The organism is Roseateles sp. GW823-FHT07B05, from assembly GCF_058794515.1.
In genome coordinates this window covers 394,524-409,549 of record NZ_JBXAGX010000003.1, presented here as the reverse complement: position 1 = coordinate 409,549, position 15,026 = coordinate 394,524, and the positions used below count along the sequence as shown (strand labels likewise).

14 protein-coding genes are annotated in these 15,026 nt (G+C 72.4%); 2 read left to right on the top strand and 12 right to left on the bottom strand.

Annotation, left to right across the window (positions count from 1 at the left end; all coding sequences use genetic code 11):
- Positions 1-11: 11 nt before the first annotated feature.
- The 4 genes from AC1Q7O_RS10090 to purE are packed head-to-tail and all read right to left on the bottom strand — an operon-like array spanning position 12 to position 3,632.
- Positions 12-998, bottom strand: a complete 987-nt coding sequence (locus AC1Q7O_RS10090) for an SGNH/GDSL hydrolase family protein (RefSeq protein ID WP_492661561.1) — start codon at positions 996-998, stop codon at positions 12-14.
- The gene (locus AC1Q7O_RS10085) at positions 995-1,981 is read right to left on the bottom strand and encodes an L-threonylcarbamoyladenylate synthase (protein ID WP_492661562.1); all 987 of its coding nucleotides are present in this window, start codon (positions 1,979-1,981) and stop codon (positions 995-997) included. The genes AC1Q7O_RS10090 and AC1Q7O_RS10085 overlap by 4 nt, the downstream gene beginning before the upstream one ends.
- Positions 1,981-3,168 (bottom strand): 5-(carboxyamino)imidazole ribonucleotide synthase, encoded by a 1,188-nt coding sequence (locus tag AC1Q7O_RS10080; protein ID WP_492661563.1) that lies wholly within the window; start codon positions 3,166-3,168, stop codon positions 1,981-1,983. Before AC1Q7O_RS10080 ends, AC1Q7O_RS10085 begins: the two co-directional genes overlap by 1 nt.
- Entirely contained in the window at positions 3,168-3,632 is a 465-nt protein-coding gene (gene purE, locus AC1Q7O_RS10075; RefSeq protein ID WP_492661567.1) for a 5-(carboxyamino)imidazole ribonucleotide mutase, read from the bottom strand. The genes AC1Q7O_RS10080 and purE overlap by 1 nt, the downstream gene beginning before the upstream one ends.
- Before the next feature lie 112 nt (positions 3,633-3,744).
- Here purE and AC1Q7O_RS10070 point away from each other — a divergent pair, with 112 nt between their 5' ends.
- Entirely contained in the window at positions 3,745-4,695 is a 951-nt protein-coding gene (locus AC1Q7O_RS10070) for a tetratricopeptide repeat protein (protein WP_492661564.1), read from the top strand.
- 140 nt (positions 4,696-4,835) lie between these two features.
- Here AC1Q7O_RS10070 and AC1Q7O_RS10065 read toward each other — a convergent pair whose 3' ends face one another.
- The 5 genes from AC1Q7O_RS10065 to fba all read right to left on the bottom strand — a co-directional run bounded on the left by AC1Q7O_RS10065 (position 4,836) and on the right by fba (position 10,217).
- Positions 4,836-6,509, bottom strand: coding sequence for a serine/threonine protein kinase (locus AC1Q7O_RS10065; protein WP_492662689.1), 1,674 nt, complete (start codon positions 6,507-6,509; stop codon positions 4,836-4,838).
- A gap of 73 nt (positions 6,510-6,582) precedes the next feature.
- Positions 6,583-7,713, bottom strand: a complete 1,131-nt coding sequence (locus tag AC1Q7O_RS10060; protein WP_492658878.1) for a hypothetical protein — start codon at positions 7,711-7,713, stop codon at positions 6,583-6,585.
- Between the two features lie 73 nt (positions 7,714-7,786).
- Positions 7,787-8,683 (bottom strand): phosphoribosylaminoimidazolesuccinocarboxamide synthase, encoded by an 897-nt coding sequence (locus AC1Q7O_RS10055; protein ID WP_492658879.1) that lies wholly within the window; start codon positions 8,681-8,683, stop codon positions 7,787-7,789.
- 44 nt (positions 8,684-8,727) lie between these two features.
- Positions 8,728-9,156, bottom strand: coding sequence for a gamma-glutamylcyclotransferase family protein (locus AC1Q7O_RS10050; RefSeq protein ID WP_492658880.1), 429 nt, complete (start codon positions 9,154-9,156; stop codon positions 8,728-8,730).
- Positions 9,153-10,217, bottom strand: a complete 1,065-nt coding sequence (fba, locus tag AC1Q7O_RS10045; protein ID WP_492658881.1) for a class II fructose-bisphosphate aldolase — start codon at positions 10,215-10,217, stop codon at positions 9,153-9,155. The genes AC1Q7O_RS10050 and fba overlap by 4 nt, the downstream gene beginning before the upstream one ends.
- Positions 10,218-10,361: 144 nt before the next feature.
- Between fba and AC1Q7O_RS10040 the strand changes: the two genes are divergently transcribed.
- Positions 10,362-11,378: an STAS-like domain-containing protein gene (locus AC1Q7O_RS10040; protein ID WP_492658882.1), complete on the top strand. Its 1,017-nt coding sequence runs from the start codon at positions 10,362-10,364 to the stop codon at positions 11,376-11,378.
- Here AC1Q7O_RS10040 and AC1Q7O_RS10035 read toward each other — a convergent pair.
- The 3 genes from AC1Q7O_RS10035 to AC1Q7O_RS10025 form a co-directional block, all read right to left on the bottom strand.
- Positions 11,375-12,271, bottom strand: coding sequence for a pirin family protein (locus tag AC1Q7O_RS10035; protein ID WP_492658883.1), 897 nt, complete (start codon positions 12,269-12,271; stop codon positions 11,375-11,377). The genes AC1Q7O_RS10040 and AC1Q7O_RS10035 overlap by 4 nt on opposite strands.
- Positions 12,268-12,822 carry an NADPH-dependent FMN reductase gene (locus AC1Q7O_RS10030; protein ID WP_492658884.1) on the bottom strand — a complete coding sequence of 185 codons (555 nt, stop codon included), beginning with the start codon at positions 12,820-12,822 and terminating at the stop codon, positions 12,268-12,270. Before AC1Q7O_RS10030 ends, AC1Q7O_RS10035 begins: the two co-directional genes overlap by 4 nt.
- A 76-nt stretch (positions 12,823-12,898) precedes the next feature.
- Positions 12,899-15,007, bottom strand: coding sequence for a carboxypeptidase regulatory-like domain-containing protein (locus AC1Q7O_RS10025; RefSeq protein ID WP_492658885.1), 2,109 nt, complete (start codon positions 15,005-15,007; stop codon positions 12,899-12,901).
- Between the last annotated feature and the right edge of the window lie 19 nt (positions 15,008-15,026).

Sequence of the window (15,026 nt, the reverse complement as noted above, 5' to 3'; positions counted from 1 at the left end):
GCCGCGCGCCGTCAGAACGGGTTGTTCTTGGCGCGCGACAGCGCCAGGTTGGCGACCTGCTGCTGTGCCGCCGGCCCCAGCAGCGTGTCGCCGGCCCACAGCCAGGTCTGCGGCGAGGCGTCGGGCTTCAGCGTGTCGATCGTGCAGTCCTGCGGTGCCACGTCGGTGCGGCAGGCGGCTTCCGTCACGTTCGTGAAGCTGCCCAGGTAGGGGAAGCGCACGAAGCGCTGGATGGTCTCGTCCACCAGCACCAGACCCACCAGCCGGCCGTCGTTCAGCAGGTTCAGCCGCATGGACGTGTTGAACGCGGCGCTCAGCTCGTCCAGGAACAGGGCGCGGTCGATGTCGGTCTGCTGCTCGCGTTCCTTCAGGCCGAAGGGCGTCTGACCCACTTCGAAGATGGTAGCTACCAGCACACGGCCGTTGGCATTGGCGATGCGGTTGGCCTGCTCGGCCAGCAGCTTGCCGCGCGCCTTGGCCTCGCCCAGCAGCGATTCGCGGCTGACCGCCGGGAACTGCTTGTACAGCTCCACGATGTCGTTCACACCCACCATGATGGCCACCAGGTCCCTGGGGCCGAAACGGTCGTTGGACAGGTGTGCATCGATCTTGTCGCGCACGTCGGCCACCTTGTTGCCGGCGGCGGCGTACATGACGCCCTGCGGCAGTGCGACGAAGCTGGTGTTGCACTGCTGGTAGACGAAGCCGAAGCCGGCGGCCAGCTGCTGCGTCCAGACCGGGTTCAGCGAGCACTCGACCTGCTTGGTGTCCGTGTTCAGCGCGTTGATGCCGTACTTCTTGCCGCTCTGCAGGATGGTGCCGCTCTCGTCGCCGAAGGCAATGATGCGGGTCGGCGCGAACGGTTCGATCTGCGAGGTGCCCCCGCCGCCGCAGCCGGCGATCAGCGCCGCAGCCGCCACCGCGGCCAGGGTCAGGCCGCGCTTCAATTTCTGGGAGACAACTCGGTGCATGACGATGAACTCAGGGACAAAACTCAATCAGTGAAGGCGGCGGCGGCCCGGCTGAGCCGGTCACGGACGCCATCCCAGGCCGGCTCGCGCGGAGGCGCTTCGACCCAGATTTCCCGGGCGCCGGCCGCATCCAGCGCCCGCAGCACCGCAAACAACTCGTGCGCCGCGGCCGCCGGGTCGGACGGCTGGGCCTGCCAGAGCCAGGCCGGCAACTGGGCGCGTGAATATACCGCCACCCCTTCCAGGCTCCCGCTGGCGGTCGCAGCCGCCAGACGTAAAGAAAGCCCTTCGGCGTCCAGCAGCCGCACCCGGGCGGCCGGCGCGTAATGCGCGGCCAGCGTGCCCGAGGCCTTGGGCGCGGCGGCATCGGGCTCGGCCAGCGGCTGGCCCAGTGCGGCCTCGATGCGGGCGCGGCTCAGCAGGCCGGGGCGCAGCAGTGCCGGGCGCTCCCGGCTGCAGTCGACGATGCTGGACTCGATGCCCACCTCGCAGGCGCCGCCGTCCAGCACCATCAGCCCGGGGCCGAATTCCTCGACGACATGCGCCGCCAGCGTCGGGCTGACGCGGCCGAAGCGGTTGGCGCTGGGCGCGGCCACGCCCGCCACACCCAGCTCGCGGGCCGCGGCCAGCACGGCGCGGGCCACCGGGTGGGCCGGCGAGCGCAGCGCCACGGTGGCCTGGCCACCCGCGGCGGCCTCGGCCATGCCGGGCGCGCGCGGCACGATGACGGTCAGCGGCCCCGGCCAGAACGCGTCCATCAGCCGGCGGGCGGTGTCGGGCAGGTGGTCGGCAAACGGCTCGGCACCGGCGGCGTCCAGCACGTGGACGATCAGCGGATGGTCGGCCGGCCGGCCCTTGGCGGTGAAGATGCCGGCGACGGCCTCATCCCGGTCGGCCCGGGCGGCCAGGCCGTAGACCGTCTCGGTCGGCAGGCCCAGCAGCTCGCCGTCCGCCAGGCGCCGGGCGGCGGCCTGGATGGCGGCGGGATCGTTGCCGGGCAGCAGCAGCATCAGAAGTCGGTGGGCAGGCCCAGCAGGGCGGCTGCCTGCACGGCGACTGCGCGCGCCGCCTCGGCCGTGTCGGCCGTGATGTTCAGGTGGCCCATCTTGCGGCCATGGCGCGCCTCGGCCTTGCCGTACAGGTGCAGGTGGGTGCCGGGCAGGGCCAGCACGCGGTCCCAGGCGGGCGGCGTGGGGCCGCCGGCGTCGGAGAACCACAGGTCGCCCAGCAGGTTCAGCATGACGGACGCCGAGTGCTGGCGCGGCTCCGGCAGCGGCAGGCCGGCCAGCGCCCTCACCTGCAGCTCGAACTGCGACGCGCTGGCGCCGTTCATCGTCCAGTGGCCGGAGTTGTGAGGGCGCGGCGCCATCTCGTTGACGACCAGGCGGCCGTCTTCCAGCCAGAAGAACTCGATGCACAGCACGCCGACATAGCCCAGCGCCTCGGCGACCTGGCGGGCGGCGGCGACGGCCTGCTGCTGCACGTCGGCCGGCACGTCGGGTGCCGGCACCTCGGTGACGGCCAGGATGCCGCCGCGGTGCAGGTTCTGCTGCACCGGGTAGTTCACCAGCTGGCCGTCGGCGCCGCGCGCCACCAGCACGCTGAGCTCGCGCCGCAGCGGCAGCAGCTGCTCCAGCACGCAGGGCACGCGCTTCAGGTCGGCCCAGGCGGCGGCCAGCTCGGCCGCGGTGCTCACGCGCACCTGGCCCTTGCCGTCGTAGCCCATGCGGCTGGTCTTCAGGATGCCGGGCAGCAGCGCCGGGTTGACGGCCGCCAGCTCGATGTCGTTGGTGATGACGGCATGCGGCGCGCACGGCACGCCGGCCGCCTCGAAATGCGCCTTCTCGACGGCGCGGTCCTGGCAGACGGCCACCGACGCCCCCGACGGCGCGACGACGCGCATGCCCGCCAGCGTCTCCAGCGCCAGCGCGGGCACGTTCTCGAACTCGGTCGTGATGGCGTCGCAGTCGCGCGCCAGCTGGGCGAGGCCGAAGGAATCGAGGTAGTCGGCCTGGATGTGCTTCTCCGCCACCGCGCCGGCGGGGCTGATCGCATCCGGGTCCAGCACGATGCAGCGGTAGCCCAGCGCCTGCGCGGCGTGGACGAACATGCGGCCCAGCTGGCCGCCGCCCAGCACGCCCAGCGTCGTCTGGCGGGATTCGCCAGGCGTCGTGGCACCGGGGAGCAGCGCAGTCATCAGCGGAGGTCCTCGGTCATCGCCTGGGCCACAGCGGTTTGTTTCGTGCGGTAGGCATTGAGCTTGTCCAGCAGCGCCGCGTCGCCCGTCGCCAGCATGGCCACGGCGAACAGCGCGGCGTTGGCCGCGCCGGCATTGCCGATCGCGAAGGTGGCGACCGGGATGCCCTTGGGCATCTGCACGATGGAATGCAGCGAGTCCACGCCCTGCAGGTGGCGGCTGGCCACCGGCACGCCCAGCACCGGCACCGTCGTCTTGGCGGCCAGCATGCCCGGCAGGTGGGCCGCGCCGCCGGCGCCGGCGATGATGGCCTTCAGGCCGCGGCCACTGGCGGCCTCGGCGTAGGCGAACATCTCGTCGGGCATGCGGTGGGCCGACACGACCCGCGCCTCGAACGCGACACCGAACTCGGTCAGAATCTCGGCCGCCAGCTTCATCGTGTCCCAGTCGCTGCTGGAGCCCATGACGATGCCGATGACGGCGTCAGGGTTCGTGGGGGCTGAGATGGACAAGACGCACTCCGAGGGCCAGAAAAGCCTTGAATTGTAGAAGCCGGGGCCTCAACTCCCTCCGACCATGATCGACATCACCCTCCAGAACTTCGAAGCCGAACTCATCGTCGCGTCCCAGACCCAGCCCGTGCTGCTGGACATCTGGGCGCCGTGGTGCGGCCCCTGCCGCACGCTGGGCCCCATCCTGGAGAAGCTGGAGACCGCCTACGCCGGCCGCTTCACGCTGGCCAAGCTGAACAGCGACGAGGTGCCCGAGATCGCCACGCAGCTGAGCCAGATGTTCGGCGTGCGCTCCATCCCGTTCTGCGTGATGTTCGTCGGCGGCCAGCCGGTGGACGGCTTCGTCGGCGCCATCCCCGAGGCGCAGATCCGCGAGTTCCTGGACAAGCATGTGCCGGCCGGCGAAGAGCTGGAGGCCGAGGCCGACCTGGCCGAAGCCGAGGGCCTGATGGCCGACGGCGACCTGGAGAGCGCGCTGGCCAAGCTGGCCCACGCGGTGCAGACCGACCCGGCCAACGACGCCGCCCGCTTCGACTACGTGAAGGCGCTGCTGGAGCTGGGCCTGCTGGAAGACGCCCGCGCCGCGTTCGCGCCGGTGGCGGCCAAGGCGGCCGACACGCTGGTGCCGTCGCCGCGGCTGGCCGCGCTGGCCACGTGGCTGACCGCCTTCGAGGCCAGCACCGGTGCCGACCCGGCCGCGCTGCAGGCGGCGATCGCCGCCAACAAGCGCGATTTCGACGCCCGCTTCACGCTGGCGCAGACGCACATGGCCGGCCAGCGCTTCACCGAGGCCATGGACGAGCTGCTGGAAATCATCATGCGCGACAAGGCCTGGAACGGCGAGGCGGCGCGCAAGACCTACGTCGCCATCCTGGAGCTGCTGACCAAGCCGGCGCCCAAGGCCGCCGCCGAAGCCAAGAGCGGCGCGCTGGAACTGACCGGCAAAGCCGCCGTCGTGCAGAGCGACCCGCTGATCGACAGCTACCGCCGCAAGCTGTCGATGGCGTTGTTCTAAAGCGCGCGGACCGGCGCCGGGCCGCCCCAAGCCGGCCCGCAGGCGATGTGCTTGCGGCTCAATGCCGCAAGCATCGCCGTCCCCTAGGGGGACCGCTCAGGTCTGCCCGCGTTCAGCGCGGCAGGACTGGGCGAGGGGCTTCAAGGTACCCCGCCATTGCTGTTGCGCAGCTCCCGCAGCTTGACGCACTCCGCGTCGTTGCGGAACTGCGGCTTCTCGCACTGCCGGTCGATGCACCAGGCGCGCGCCAGCAGCACGCGGCCGCCGCAGGCCTCGGCCGCCGTGCGGGGCTCCGGCGCCGCGGCGGTGGATGCCGGCGCGGCCTGCACCGGCGTGGCGACGGCGGACGCGGCCGGCTCGGGCGCGGCGAACACGGGGCTGCGCGGCACGGGGCGGAAGTCGCCCGCCTTCTCGGTGACGATGGGCTTGAGCGCGGCGCTGTCGCGGCGTGCCGGCGCGGAGGCCGCCGGGCGCGGCGCCGGCGCGGGTGACGACGCGGCCGCAGGGCCGCCCACGGACACGGTGGCCACGCGCGTCACCGGCAGCGGCGCCGGGACCGACGCGGCATCGGCCATGGCCGCCGGCACGCTGGCCGGCATGGATGCGGCCAGCACGGGGTCCGCGGCACTGGCCGCGGCGGACGCGGCGGCGTCGACGGCCGGCGGCGCGTGCCGGGCCATGTTGCCGCGCAGCTGCACGACGAACAGCGCCAGCAGCAGCACGGCCGCCACGCCGGCACCGGCCAGCAGCAGCGGCCGGCGGCTGCGGGCCTGGGCCGGCGGCTGCGGCACGAGGGTCGTGCGCAGCATGTCCTCGGGCAGCGCCTGCACGGTGTCGGCGAACTCGATGTCGAGCTTGCCGGCCGGCTCGGCGGGCGCGGGCCGCGGTGGCGCCGGGCGCGGCACGGCGGCCTGCGGCGGCGGCACCGGGGCGCGGCCGTCCAGCACCTCGCGCCAGGCGGCGGCGCTCTGCGGGCGCTGGTGCGGCGGCACGCGCAGCGCCCAGTCCAGCGCGGCGAGGAAGCCGCTCGAATACCCCTCGATGGCCAGCGGCGCCAGCTCGTCGCCCATCGCGCGGGCGGTGCAAGGCGGCGGCGGGTGGCCGGTCAGCAGTTCGTGCATGACGGCGGCCAGCGCGTAGAAGTCGGTCCACGGCCCCTGCTTCAGGCTGGTCGCCTCGGCGTACTGCTCGATGGGCGCGAAGCTGGGCTTGAGGATGGCGGTGAAGACCTGCGTGCGGTCGCCGATGGCCTGGCGGGCGGCGCCGAAGTCCAGCAGGATGGGCAGGCTGCCATCGGCCGGCAGGAAGATGTTGTCGGGCGCGACGTCGCGGTGCCAGACCTGCTGGGCGTGCAGCGCCTCCAGGCCGCTGAGCACCGCGTCGAACACGCGCCGCGCCCAGGCCTCGGGGGGCGGCGTCGCCATCGTCTTGCGCTGCTCGCGCAGGTTCTGGCCCACCAGCCGCGGCATGGCCATGTAGGCGGTGCCGTTGGCCTCCCAGAAGCGGTAGACCTTGAGCAGCGACGGGTGGTCGAAGCGGGCCAGCAGCCGCGCCTCGTTGACGAAGCTGCGCCGGCCCAGCTCGAAGGTCTCGCGCATGGACATGGAGCGCACGGAGACCTGCGAGCGGCCGTCGCGCTGCGCGAACTGGCTGGGCATGTACTCCTTGATCGCGATCTCGCGCTCCAGCGCGTGGTCGCGCGCCAGGTAGACGATGCCGAAGCCGCCCACGCCCAGCGTGCCCAGCACCTCCAGCTCGCCGAAGCGGGTGCCGGGCGGCAAGGCGTTGATGGCGTCGTCGGCGGAAACGGTCATGGCGCGCGAGGGTAACGCAGCCTTTGCGGCGCGACAGCCCGAAAACCCGGGCAAGCGCGGCACTTCGCCGCGTTCAGCGCGGCGGCGTCCCCAGCCCGGCGGATGCCAGGCGCTCGGCCCACCGGCGGCGCTGGGCCGCGTCGTCGGCCCAGGCGGCCTGGGCGGCGTCGGCGTGGCGGGCGGCCAGCGCCTCCTCGCGCAGCCGCGCATAGACCTGGGCCAGCCGCGCATGCAGCGCGGCGCGCTCGTCGAGGTCGCAGTGCTGCGGGTCCTCGGCCTGCACCTCGACGGCGGCCTGGTCGGCCAGCGCGCGGGCACGCAGCGCCTCGCCGGCGTTGGCCCAGCACCAGGCCAGGTCGGCCAGCAGGCTGCCGCCCACGCGGGCCAGGCCGGTGGCGACGGCCTCGGGCAGGTGCGCCTCCAGCAGCGCGGCGGCGGCGGCGAAATCGCCCTGCACGGTGAGCAGCTGGGCGCGCAGCAGCGGCGTCAGGTCGGCGCGGGCGGAGCCGCCCACGGCGTCGTCGAAGTGGCCGATGGAGTCCACGCCCAGCAGCACGGCCGGCGCCTCGCCGGGCTCGCCGGCCAGCGCGGCATGGCGGATGCGCAGCGCGCGCATCTGCATCTGGTTGTAGAGCAGCGCCGCGAGGCCGGCATCGTCGCCGTCGGCGCTGGCAGCGCGCCGGCCGAAGGCGTACCAGCCGGAGGCGGTGGCCTCGTCGTTGGCCAGGTCCCAGGCCATGCCCAGTGCCGATGCGACGCGGCAGGCGGCGGCATGGTCGGGGGCGGCCAGCGCGGCGGTCGCGTGGGTGACGAGGCGGTCGATGTCGCGGTCGACAAAGGCCATCTGGGCGAGCCAGGCGTCGGCCAGCGCCTGCAGCCCCGTCAGCCCGGCGGCGCCGGCCATGACCTGCGCGCGGCGCACGCGATCACGGGCACCGCCACCGAAGGCCGTGAAGTAGGCCGCCAGCCCTTCGGCCAGGTGCAGCCACGCGGCCAGCTCGACGCGCGGCTGCGCCAGCGCGCGGGCGTGCAGCCGGTTCAGCTCCTCGCGGGCCTCGGCCTCGCGGCCGTGCCGCAGCCACAGGATGGCGCGCTGGGCCTGCAGCACCGCACTGCGGCCGGGCATCGCGGCGACAGCGGCGATCTCGCCATCCAGCCGCTGGGCCAGCCGGCTGCGCAGCTTGACCGGCCCCGCTGCGCTCATTGACGCACCCTGCGGCCTGCGGCCGGTCCCGCCGAGCGGGAGCGCGCTTGCTTGGGACGGCCCGGCGCTGCGCTCATGCCGTCAGCCGCTGCAGCGCTTCTTCGTACTTCTCGACGGTCTTGGCGATGACGCTGGCCGGCAGTGCCGGCGCGGGCGCCACCTTGCCCCAGGGCTGGCCATCCACGGTGGCCTGCTCCAGCCAGTCGCGCACGAACTGCTTGTCGTAGCTGGGCGGGTTGCTGCCGGGCGCGTAGCTCTCGACGGGCCAGTAGCGCGACGAGTCGGGCGTCAGCACCTCGTCCATCAGCGTCAGCGTGCCGTCGGCGTCCAGGCCGAACTCGAACTTGGTGTCGGCAATGATGATGCCCTTGGTCAGCGCGAAGTCGGCAGCGCGCTGGTAGAGCTGGATGGAGATGTCGCGCACGCGCGTGGCCAGCTCGGTGCCGATGATGGCCGCGGCCTGCTCGAACGAGATGTTCTCGTCGTGGTCGCCCATCTCGGCCTTGGTGGCGGGCGTGAAGATGGGCGCGGGCAGCTTGTCGGCATTGCGCAGGCCGGCGGGCAACGCGACGCCGCAGACGCTCTGGGTCTTCTGGTACTCGGCCCAGCCGCTGCCGGCCAGGTAGCCGCGCACGACGGCCTCGATGGGCAGCGGCTTCAGGCGCTTGACCAGCATCGCGCGGTCGCGGATCTGCTCGCGCTCGGCGTCGGTGACGACGGACAGCGGGTCCTCGCCGGTCAGGTGGTGGGGCACGATGCCGTCGAGCTTGTCGAACCAGAACAGCGCCATCTTCGTCAGCAGCGCGCCCTTGCCGGGAATGGGCTCGCCCATGATGACGTCGAAGGCCGACAGGCGGTCGCTGGCGACCATCAGGATGCGGTCCTCGCCGACGGCGTAGTTCTCCCGCACCTTGCCGCGGCCGAGCAGGGGGAGGGACGTGAGGCTGGATTCGTAGAGGGCTTGAGGCATGGCGGCGATTTTAGGTGCCGCCCCGCCGGCCGCGGTTGCGGCCCTCAGCGCGGTGCGACGGCGTCGAAGCCGGCATAGCGCGCGATGAAGCGCGCCCGGCCCTCGCGGGCGAAGGCGTCGGCGTCCCAGTCGCCCGGCAGCAGCCGCGGCGCGAACGCATCGCGGAAGCGGTAGACCTGGGCCGGCAGCGTGCGCCCGTCGGCCAGCGCGACGACGACGTCCACGCGCTCGTACTCCTCGCCCTCGAACGCATCCAGCCGCGCCCAGGCGGCCTCGGTGACGTCCCGGTACAGCACGCCGGGCACGGTGGCGCCGGCGGCCGGGCGCAGGCCGGGGTAGTCCTGGCCGCGCACCGGGTGGCGGCGGTGGCCCGCCAGCGAGGCGGGCTCGCCGGCGACCTCATGGCCGCAGACGCGGCCCATGATGTCGGCCCACATCAGCGAGCCGTAGGTGAAGCAGTGACGGGTCGTCACTGCACCTTCTGAGCCAACTCGCCGCGCGCGTAGGCGGCGGCGATGTCGACCAGCGTGCGGCCCTTGATCTTGCCGGCCTGGCCTTCGCAGCCGAACTCCATGTAGCGCTGCTTGGCGATGACCTTGGCCGCCTCGCGGGCGGGCTTGAGCCACTCGCGGGCGTCGAACTTGTCGGGGTTCTCGGCCATGAACTTGCGCACCGCGCCGGTCATCGCCAGGCGGATGTCGGTGTCGATGTTGATCTTGCGCACGCCGTGCTTGATGGCTTCCTGGATCTCCTCGACCGGCACGCCGAAGGTCTCCTTCATCTTGCCGCCGTACTGGTTGATGATGGCCAGCAGGTCCTGCGGCACCGACGACGAGCCGTGCATGACGAGGTGGGTGTTGGGGATGCGCGCGTGGATTTCCTTCACGCGGCCGATGGCCAGGATGTCGCCCGTGGGCTTGCGGCTGAACTTGTAGGCGCCGTGGCTGGTGCCGATGGCGATGGCCAGCGCGTCGAGCTGCGTGGCCTTGACGAACACGGCGGCCTCCTCGGGGTCGGTCAGCATCTGGGAGTGGTCCAGCTTGACGTCGGCGCCGATGCCGTCTTCCTCGCCGGCATCACCGGTCTCGAGGTTGCCCAGGCAGCCCAGCTCGCCCTCGACGGTCACGCCGACCGCGTGCGCCATCTCGACGACCTTGCGGGTCACTTCCATGTTGTATTCGAAGGACGACGGCGTCTTGCCGTCTTCCATCAGCGAGCCATCCATCATGACGGAGCCGAAGCCCAGGTCGATGGCGCCGGCGCAGACCTTCGGGCTGGTGCCGTGGTCCTGGTGCATGACCAGCGGGATGTGCGGGTACATCTCGGCCGCGGCCTGGATGAGGTGCTTGATGAAGGGCTCACCGGCGTACTTGCGGGCGCCGGCGGAGGCTTGCAGGATGACCGGTGCGCCGACTTCATCGGCGGCAGCCATGATGGCCTGCACCTGCTCCAGGTTGTTGACGTTGAAGGCTGGGATGCCGTAGCCGTTTTCGGCGGCGTGGTCCAGCAGCTGACGCATGGAGACGAGAGGCATGGGAATTCCCCGGGGGAGTTGAGAAATCTGGGCCGACTGCGGCTGCCAACGTAGTTGGTAACCCGGTCGTAACTGGTAGGGGATTCTATGGAGGCGCGGGCATGCCCCACCCCCACGGATGGGAGTAGTCAGCACAATGCGCAAATGACAAGACTGGTGTTCGACCACCTGACCAACTGGATCACCGCCGCCGCCGGCGAACACGCGCTGGACCTGGCGGCCCACATCGAGGAGCGCACCGGCGCCAGCCACCGCGCCGCGATGTCGGCGCTGAAGCGCCTGGTGGACGCCGGCTGGCTGACCCGCAGCGGCAGCAGCCGCCGGCCGGTGTTCTCGCCCGGCGCGCTGCGCCAGGTGGCGCGGAGCTACACGCTGTACGGTCTGCAGGAGGACCTGCCCTGGCAGCGCGACTTCGCGCCGCACTTCGCGCTGCCGAAACACGTCGAACGCATGGTGCAGCACGGCTTCACCGAGCTGGTCAACAACGCGGCCGACCATTCAGGCGGCAGCAGCGTCACCGTGTCGCTGCGGCAGACGCCCACGCATGTGCAGCTGCTCGTCAGCGACGACGGCATCGGCGTGTTCGACAAGATCTGCACCGCCTTCCAGCTGGAAGACCCGCAGCACGCGATGCTGGAGCTGAGCAAGGGGCGCCTCACCAGCGCGCCCGACGCACACACCGGCCGCGGCCTGTTCTTCAGCAGCCAGCTGGCCGACGTGTTCGACATCCACGCCAACAACACGGCTTATCAGCGCCGCGCCTGGGAAAGCGCCGGCTGGAAGAAGGGCCGCGCGCTGCCGCGCCAGGGCAGTTCGATCTACATGGCCATCGCGCTGAACACGACGCGCACGCTGGACGGCGTGATGAACGCGTGGAGCATCGGCGGCGACGGCATCGAGTTCGACCAGACCCGCGTGCAGCTGCGTCTGCTGACGACCGAGGGCCAGGCGCTGGACTCGCGCGCGGCCGCCCGCCGCGTGGGTTCACGGCTGACGACGTTCAAGCGGGCCGAGATCGACTTTGACGGCGTGACCGACGTGGGGCACGGCTTCACGGACGAGCTGTTCCGCGTGTTCGCCAAGGCGAATCCGCAGGTGGAGCTGGTGGCGGTGAACACCAGCCCGCGCATCGAGGCGCTGATCAGGAGCGCACGCGCCTAAGGCTTTCGCAAGGCAGGCACCGGCGGCACCGCGATGCGGGGGCCGACATAGCCGGTCACGGTGCCGAAGCGGCCGCCATCCTCGCGCGCCCAGTCCTCGGCCCAGGTCTGCATCTCCGGCGGCTCACGGCCGACGAAGTTCCACCACAGCAGCGGCGGCGTGGCCCAGGGCTCGCCGCCCAGCAGCAGCAGCCGCGTGGCCGACGTGCAGCGCAGTTCGACCGACGTGCAGCCCGGCCCGATGTAGAGCAGCGTGCCCGGCGCGACGGTCTCAACGGCGTCATGGCCGGCCGGCGCGATCTCGACCTCGCCTTCCAGCAGCATCAGCCCATGCTCGAAGCCGGGCTGCAGCGCGATGACCGCATCGGCTGGCCCGTCGGCCGCGAGGTCCACGCCCAGCAGCGGCGTGAAGCTGGGCACCGGCGAGCGCTGGCCGTCCAGTTCGCCCACCAGCAGCGTGCCGTCGAAGCCACCCACCGCGCAGCGCGGCAGGTCGGGGAAGTGCTGGAAGCTGGGGGGCCGCTCGCGCTCGGCGTCCGGCAGCGCGATCCACAACTGCGCCAGGTGAATGCGGTCGGACAGCGACTCCTCGCTGTGCGAGATGCCGTGGCCCGCTGTCATCAAGTTCACCTGGCCGGCGCGCAGCACCTGCTCGGAGCCCAGGCTGTCGCGGTGCAGGATCTCGCCCTCGATCATCCAGCTGAAGGTCGACAGCCCCGTGTGCGGGTGCGGGCCGACGTTCATGCGCTTGACCGTCGTGGCCGGGCCGGCGTGGTCGGCAAAGCACCAGGCGCCGATGACGCGGCGGCCCTTGTTGGGCAACGCGCGCTGGATGGGCAGGCCGCCGACGTCGCCGACGTGGCTGGTGATGCGCTCGACGAACACGGCGCTCATGCGGACCTCTTCTGCACGAAGCCGACGAAACCCTCGACGAACTGCTGCAGCTGCACGCGCACCTTGTCGTCGATGAGCTGGCCATCGGCGTCGAACACCGTGCCGGCCTTGGACACCATCAGCCGCCCGCCCATCCAGAAGTCGTTGCCGAAGGCGCGCAGCACGGACAGCAGCGCGCCCTGCGACTGCACGGTGCCGAAGCCGCCGGGCGTCGCGCCGACGAGCGCGGTGGGCTTGCCGCCGAACAGCTTGCCGCCCTCGCCGCTGGGGCGGGACAGCCAGTCCAGCCCGTTCTTCAGCACGCCGGGGATGGAGTTGTTGTACTCGGGGGTGCCGATGAGGAGCGCGTCGGCGGCGCGGATGGCTTCGCGCAGCTCGGTCACGGCGGGCGGAACGCCCTCGGCCTCGACATCGCCGTCATACAGCGGGATGCCGTGCAGCGTGCGCAGCTCGATGCTGACGCCCGCGGGCGCGAGGCCCGCGGCGGCGCGCAGCAGCGCGGTGTTGTAGGAGGCGCGGCGCAGCGCGCCGCTGAGGGCAATGATCTTCATGGGCAACCGCTCCAGCCGGTGGAGCGGCGATCATGCCAGCGCCCCGCGCACGCCGGGCGCGCGGGGACGAGCCGGGTCAGCTGCGCGAGCAGTAGACCGGCGTGGACGTGGGCACCGTGGGCGTGGTGCCCGTGTAGGCCTCGGTGCGCGTCAGCGTCACGTTGCACTGGGCGTCGACGGTCAGGTCGAACAGCGTCCAGTAGTCGGTCTGCGCGGTCTCGCCGGTGGCCGGCGGCACGAACAGCTCGGTGCGGCCGCCCGGCAGGATGAGCTCCACACGCGCGCCGCTGACGGCGATGGGGCCGCTGCCGTAGCCGCTGTAGTTGCGCACCGCGTACTTGTAGGTGCCCACCATCAGCTTGGTCAGCGTGACGACCTCGGGGCCGAAGCTGCTGATGTCGTCCACGTCCAGGTTGGCGAACGGGGCGGCGGCCAGCTGGCCCTTGCTGCCGTAATAGACGTGGCTGCCGCTGGGCGTCCACAGGTGGCTGTCCAGGTCGCGCGGGTTGGCGCCCCAGGTCAGCTTGATGGACACGCCGGTGGCGTTGGCGGCCAGCACCAGGCAGTCGGTCAGCGTCAGCTCGCCGCTGCCGCTGGAGACGCGCACCGTGTTGCTCAGCAGCGGGCTCTGGAACGCGATCAGCGTGGCCAGGCTGTTGGCGCGCACCGCGACGCGGAAGGCGCCGTTGGCATCGGTCAGCGCGCCGCTGGTGCCGCTGTAGTCGATGCCGTCGCTGGTGATGCTGGCGCCAGCCACGCGGGCGCCCGCGTCATTGCTGACGCAGCCGTTGACCCACACCGTCTCGCTGATGCGGTCGGCGTTCCAGGTGCTGAAGTGCGCGACCGTGCCTTCGTAGTAGCGATTGGCGCCCGTGCCCTGCAGCGTGGCGGTGCCCTCCTGCGCCCAGCGGCCGCTGGCCGTGTCGAAGTGGAACAGCGGGATGGTGGCCGGCGGGTTGGCGTCGCGCGTGGCCAGCGGGATGCGGATGGTGGCCGTCTGGCCGGTGCGCAGGTTGGCCGTGGCGCCGGCGGCGTCGGTGATCTGCACGCCCAGAGCGCCGTAGCTCTCGATGGACACCGGGTTGCCGCCGCTCATCGTCGTGTAGTCGCCGGGCATGAGGCTGGAGTCCAGCGACGGGTCGATGGCGGTGATGCGCACCGTCGCGTTGCCGGTCAGCGCGCTGCCGTCGGCCTTGGCCAGGCTGGCCGCGGCCAGCACGACGCGGGCCGTGCCGGCCGTGTTGGAGACCGTGCCGCCGGTGGCGGCGTCCAGCGTGGCCGAGGCGGTGACGGGCACCAGGCGCGCGAGCACGCCGCTGGCGCCGTTGTCACCCACGGCGACGATGCGGGTGCTCTCGCCGTAGCCCGTGCCGGTGAAGTTGACGACAGCGCGCGCCGCGGGCGACACGCCGGCGAGGCTGAACGCGCCCTGCGCGTCGGTGGTGGCCGTGCGGGCCCCCAGCGTGACGGCGATGCCGGGCAGCGCGGCGCCGGTCAGGCCATCCAGCACGCGACCGCTGACGGCCACGCGCACGACGACGCTGAGGTTCACGCTGCCGTCGGCGCAGTTGGTGGGCGATGCGGTCTGGCAGATGCGGTAGCCCAGCGTGGACGCGCCGGCCGCAGCCGTGGCGCCGACCTGCAGCTGGCCGTCCGCGCCCAGCGTGACACCGGCCGGCCAGGTGCCGGTGGTGCTGGCCGTGACGGTGGCGCCGGCGGCGGCAATGCCGTCGAGCTGGTCGTTGGCCAGCAGCGAGGCGCTCTCGCCGGCACCCAGCGTCGCGGTGTCCGCGCCGGCCGTGATCGGCGGCTTGGGCACGGTCAGCGTGACGGCAGCCGCGCTGCAGTTGCTGGCTGCGGCGGCCTCGCAGAGCTGGTAGTTCAGCGTGTAGCTGCCGGGCACCGCACCGCGGGCCACGGCCACCACGCCGTCGGTGACGCTGACGCCCGTCGGCAGCGTGCCGGTGAAGGCGATGGTCGCGTTGCCGCCGGTGCCGACGCGGGCGGCCGCGCCGCCCACCGTGTCGTTGGCCAGCGCCGAGGCGCTCTGGCCGGTGCCCAGCGACATCGTGTCGGCCGTGGCCACCATGGCCGTCGGGCCGCTGCTGTCCCCGCCTCCGCAGGCGCTCAGCATGGCCAGCACGGCCGCTGCTGCTGCGCCGAGGCAGCGCTTGTTCATCGTCATCGTCGGTACTCCTGTGTGC

Bases quoted from the DNA above. Each gene is read 5' to 3' on its own strand.
- AC1Q7O_RS10085 (WP_492661562.1), bottom strand. From the start codon at position 1,981: ATGCTGCTGCTGCCCGGCAACGATCCCGCCGCCATCCAGGCCGCCGCC.
- AC1Q7O_RS10080 (WP_492661563.1), bottom strand. From the start codon at position 3,168: ATGACTGCGCTGCTCCCCGGTGCCACGACGCCTGGCGAATCCCGCCAG.
- purE (WP_492661567.1), bottom strand. From the start codon at position 3,632: ATGGGCTCCAGCAGCGACTGGGACACGATGAAGCTGGCGGCCGAGATT.
- AC1Q7O_RS10070 (WP_492661564.1), top strand. From the start codon at position 3,745: ATGATCGACATCACCCTCCAGAACTTCGAAGCCGAACTCATCGTCGCG.
- AC1Q7O_RS10065 (WP_492662689.1), bottom strand. From the start codon at position 6,509: ATGACCGTTTCCGCCGACGACGCCATCAACGCCTTGCCGCCCGGCACC.
- AC1Q7O_RS10060 (WP_492658878.1), bottom strand. From the start codon at position 7,713: ATGAGCGCAGCGGGGCCGGTCAAGCTGCGCAGCCGGCTGGCCCAGCGG.
- AC1Q7O_RS10055 (WP_492658879.1), bottom strand. From the start codon at position 8,683: ATGCCTCAAGCCCTCTACGAATCCAGCCTCACGTCCCTCCCCCTGCTC.
- fba (WP_492658881.1), bottom strand. From the start codon at position 10,217: ATGCCTCTCGTCTCCATGCGTCAGCTGCTGGACCACGCCGCCGAAAAC.
- AC1Q7O_RS10040 (WP_492658882.1), top strand. From the start codon at position 10,362: ATGACAAGACTGGTGTTCGACCACCTGACCAACTGGATCACCGCCGCC.
- AC1Q7O_RS10035 (WP_492658883.1), bottom strand. From the start codon at position 12,271: ATGAGCGCCGTGTTCGTCGAGCGCATCACCAGCCACGTCGGCGACGTC.
- AC1Q7O_RS10030 (WP_492658884.1), bottom strand. From the start codon at position 12,822: ATGAAGATCATTGCCCTCAGCGGCGCGCTGCGCCGCGCCTCCTACAAC.
- AC1Q7O_RS10025 (WP_492658885.1), bottom strand. From the start codon at position 15,007: ATGACGATGAACAAGCGCTGCCTCGGCGCAGCAGCAGCGGCCGTGCTG.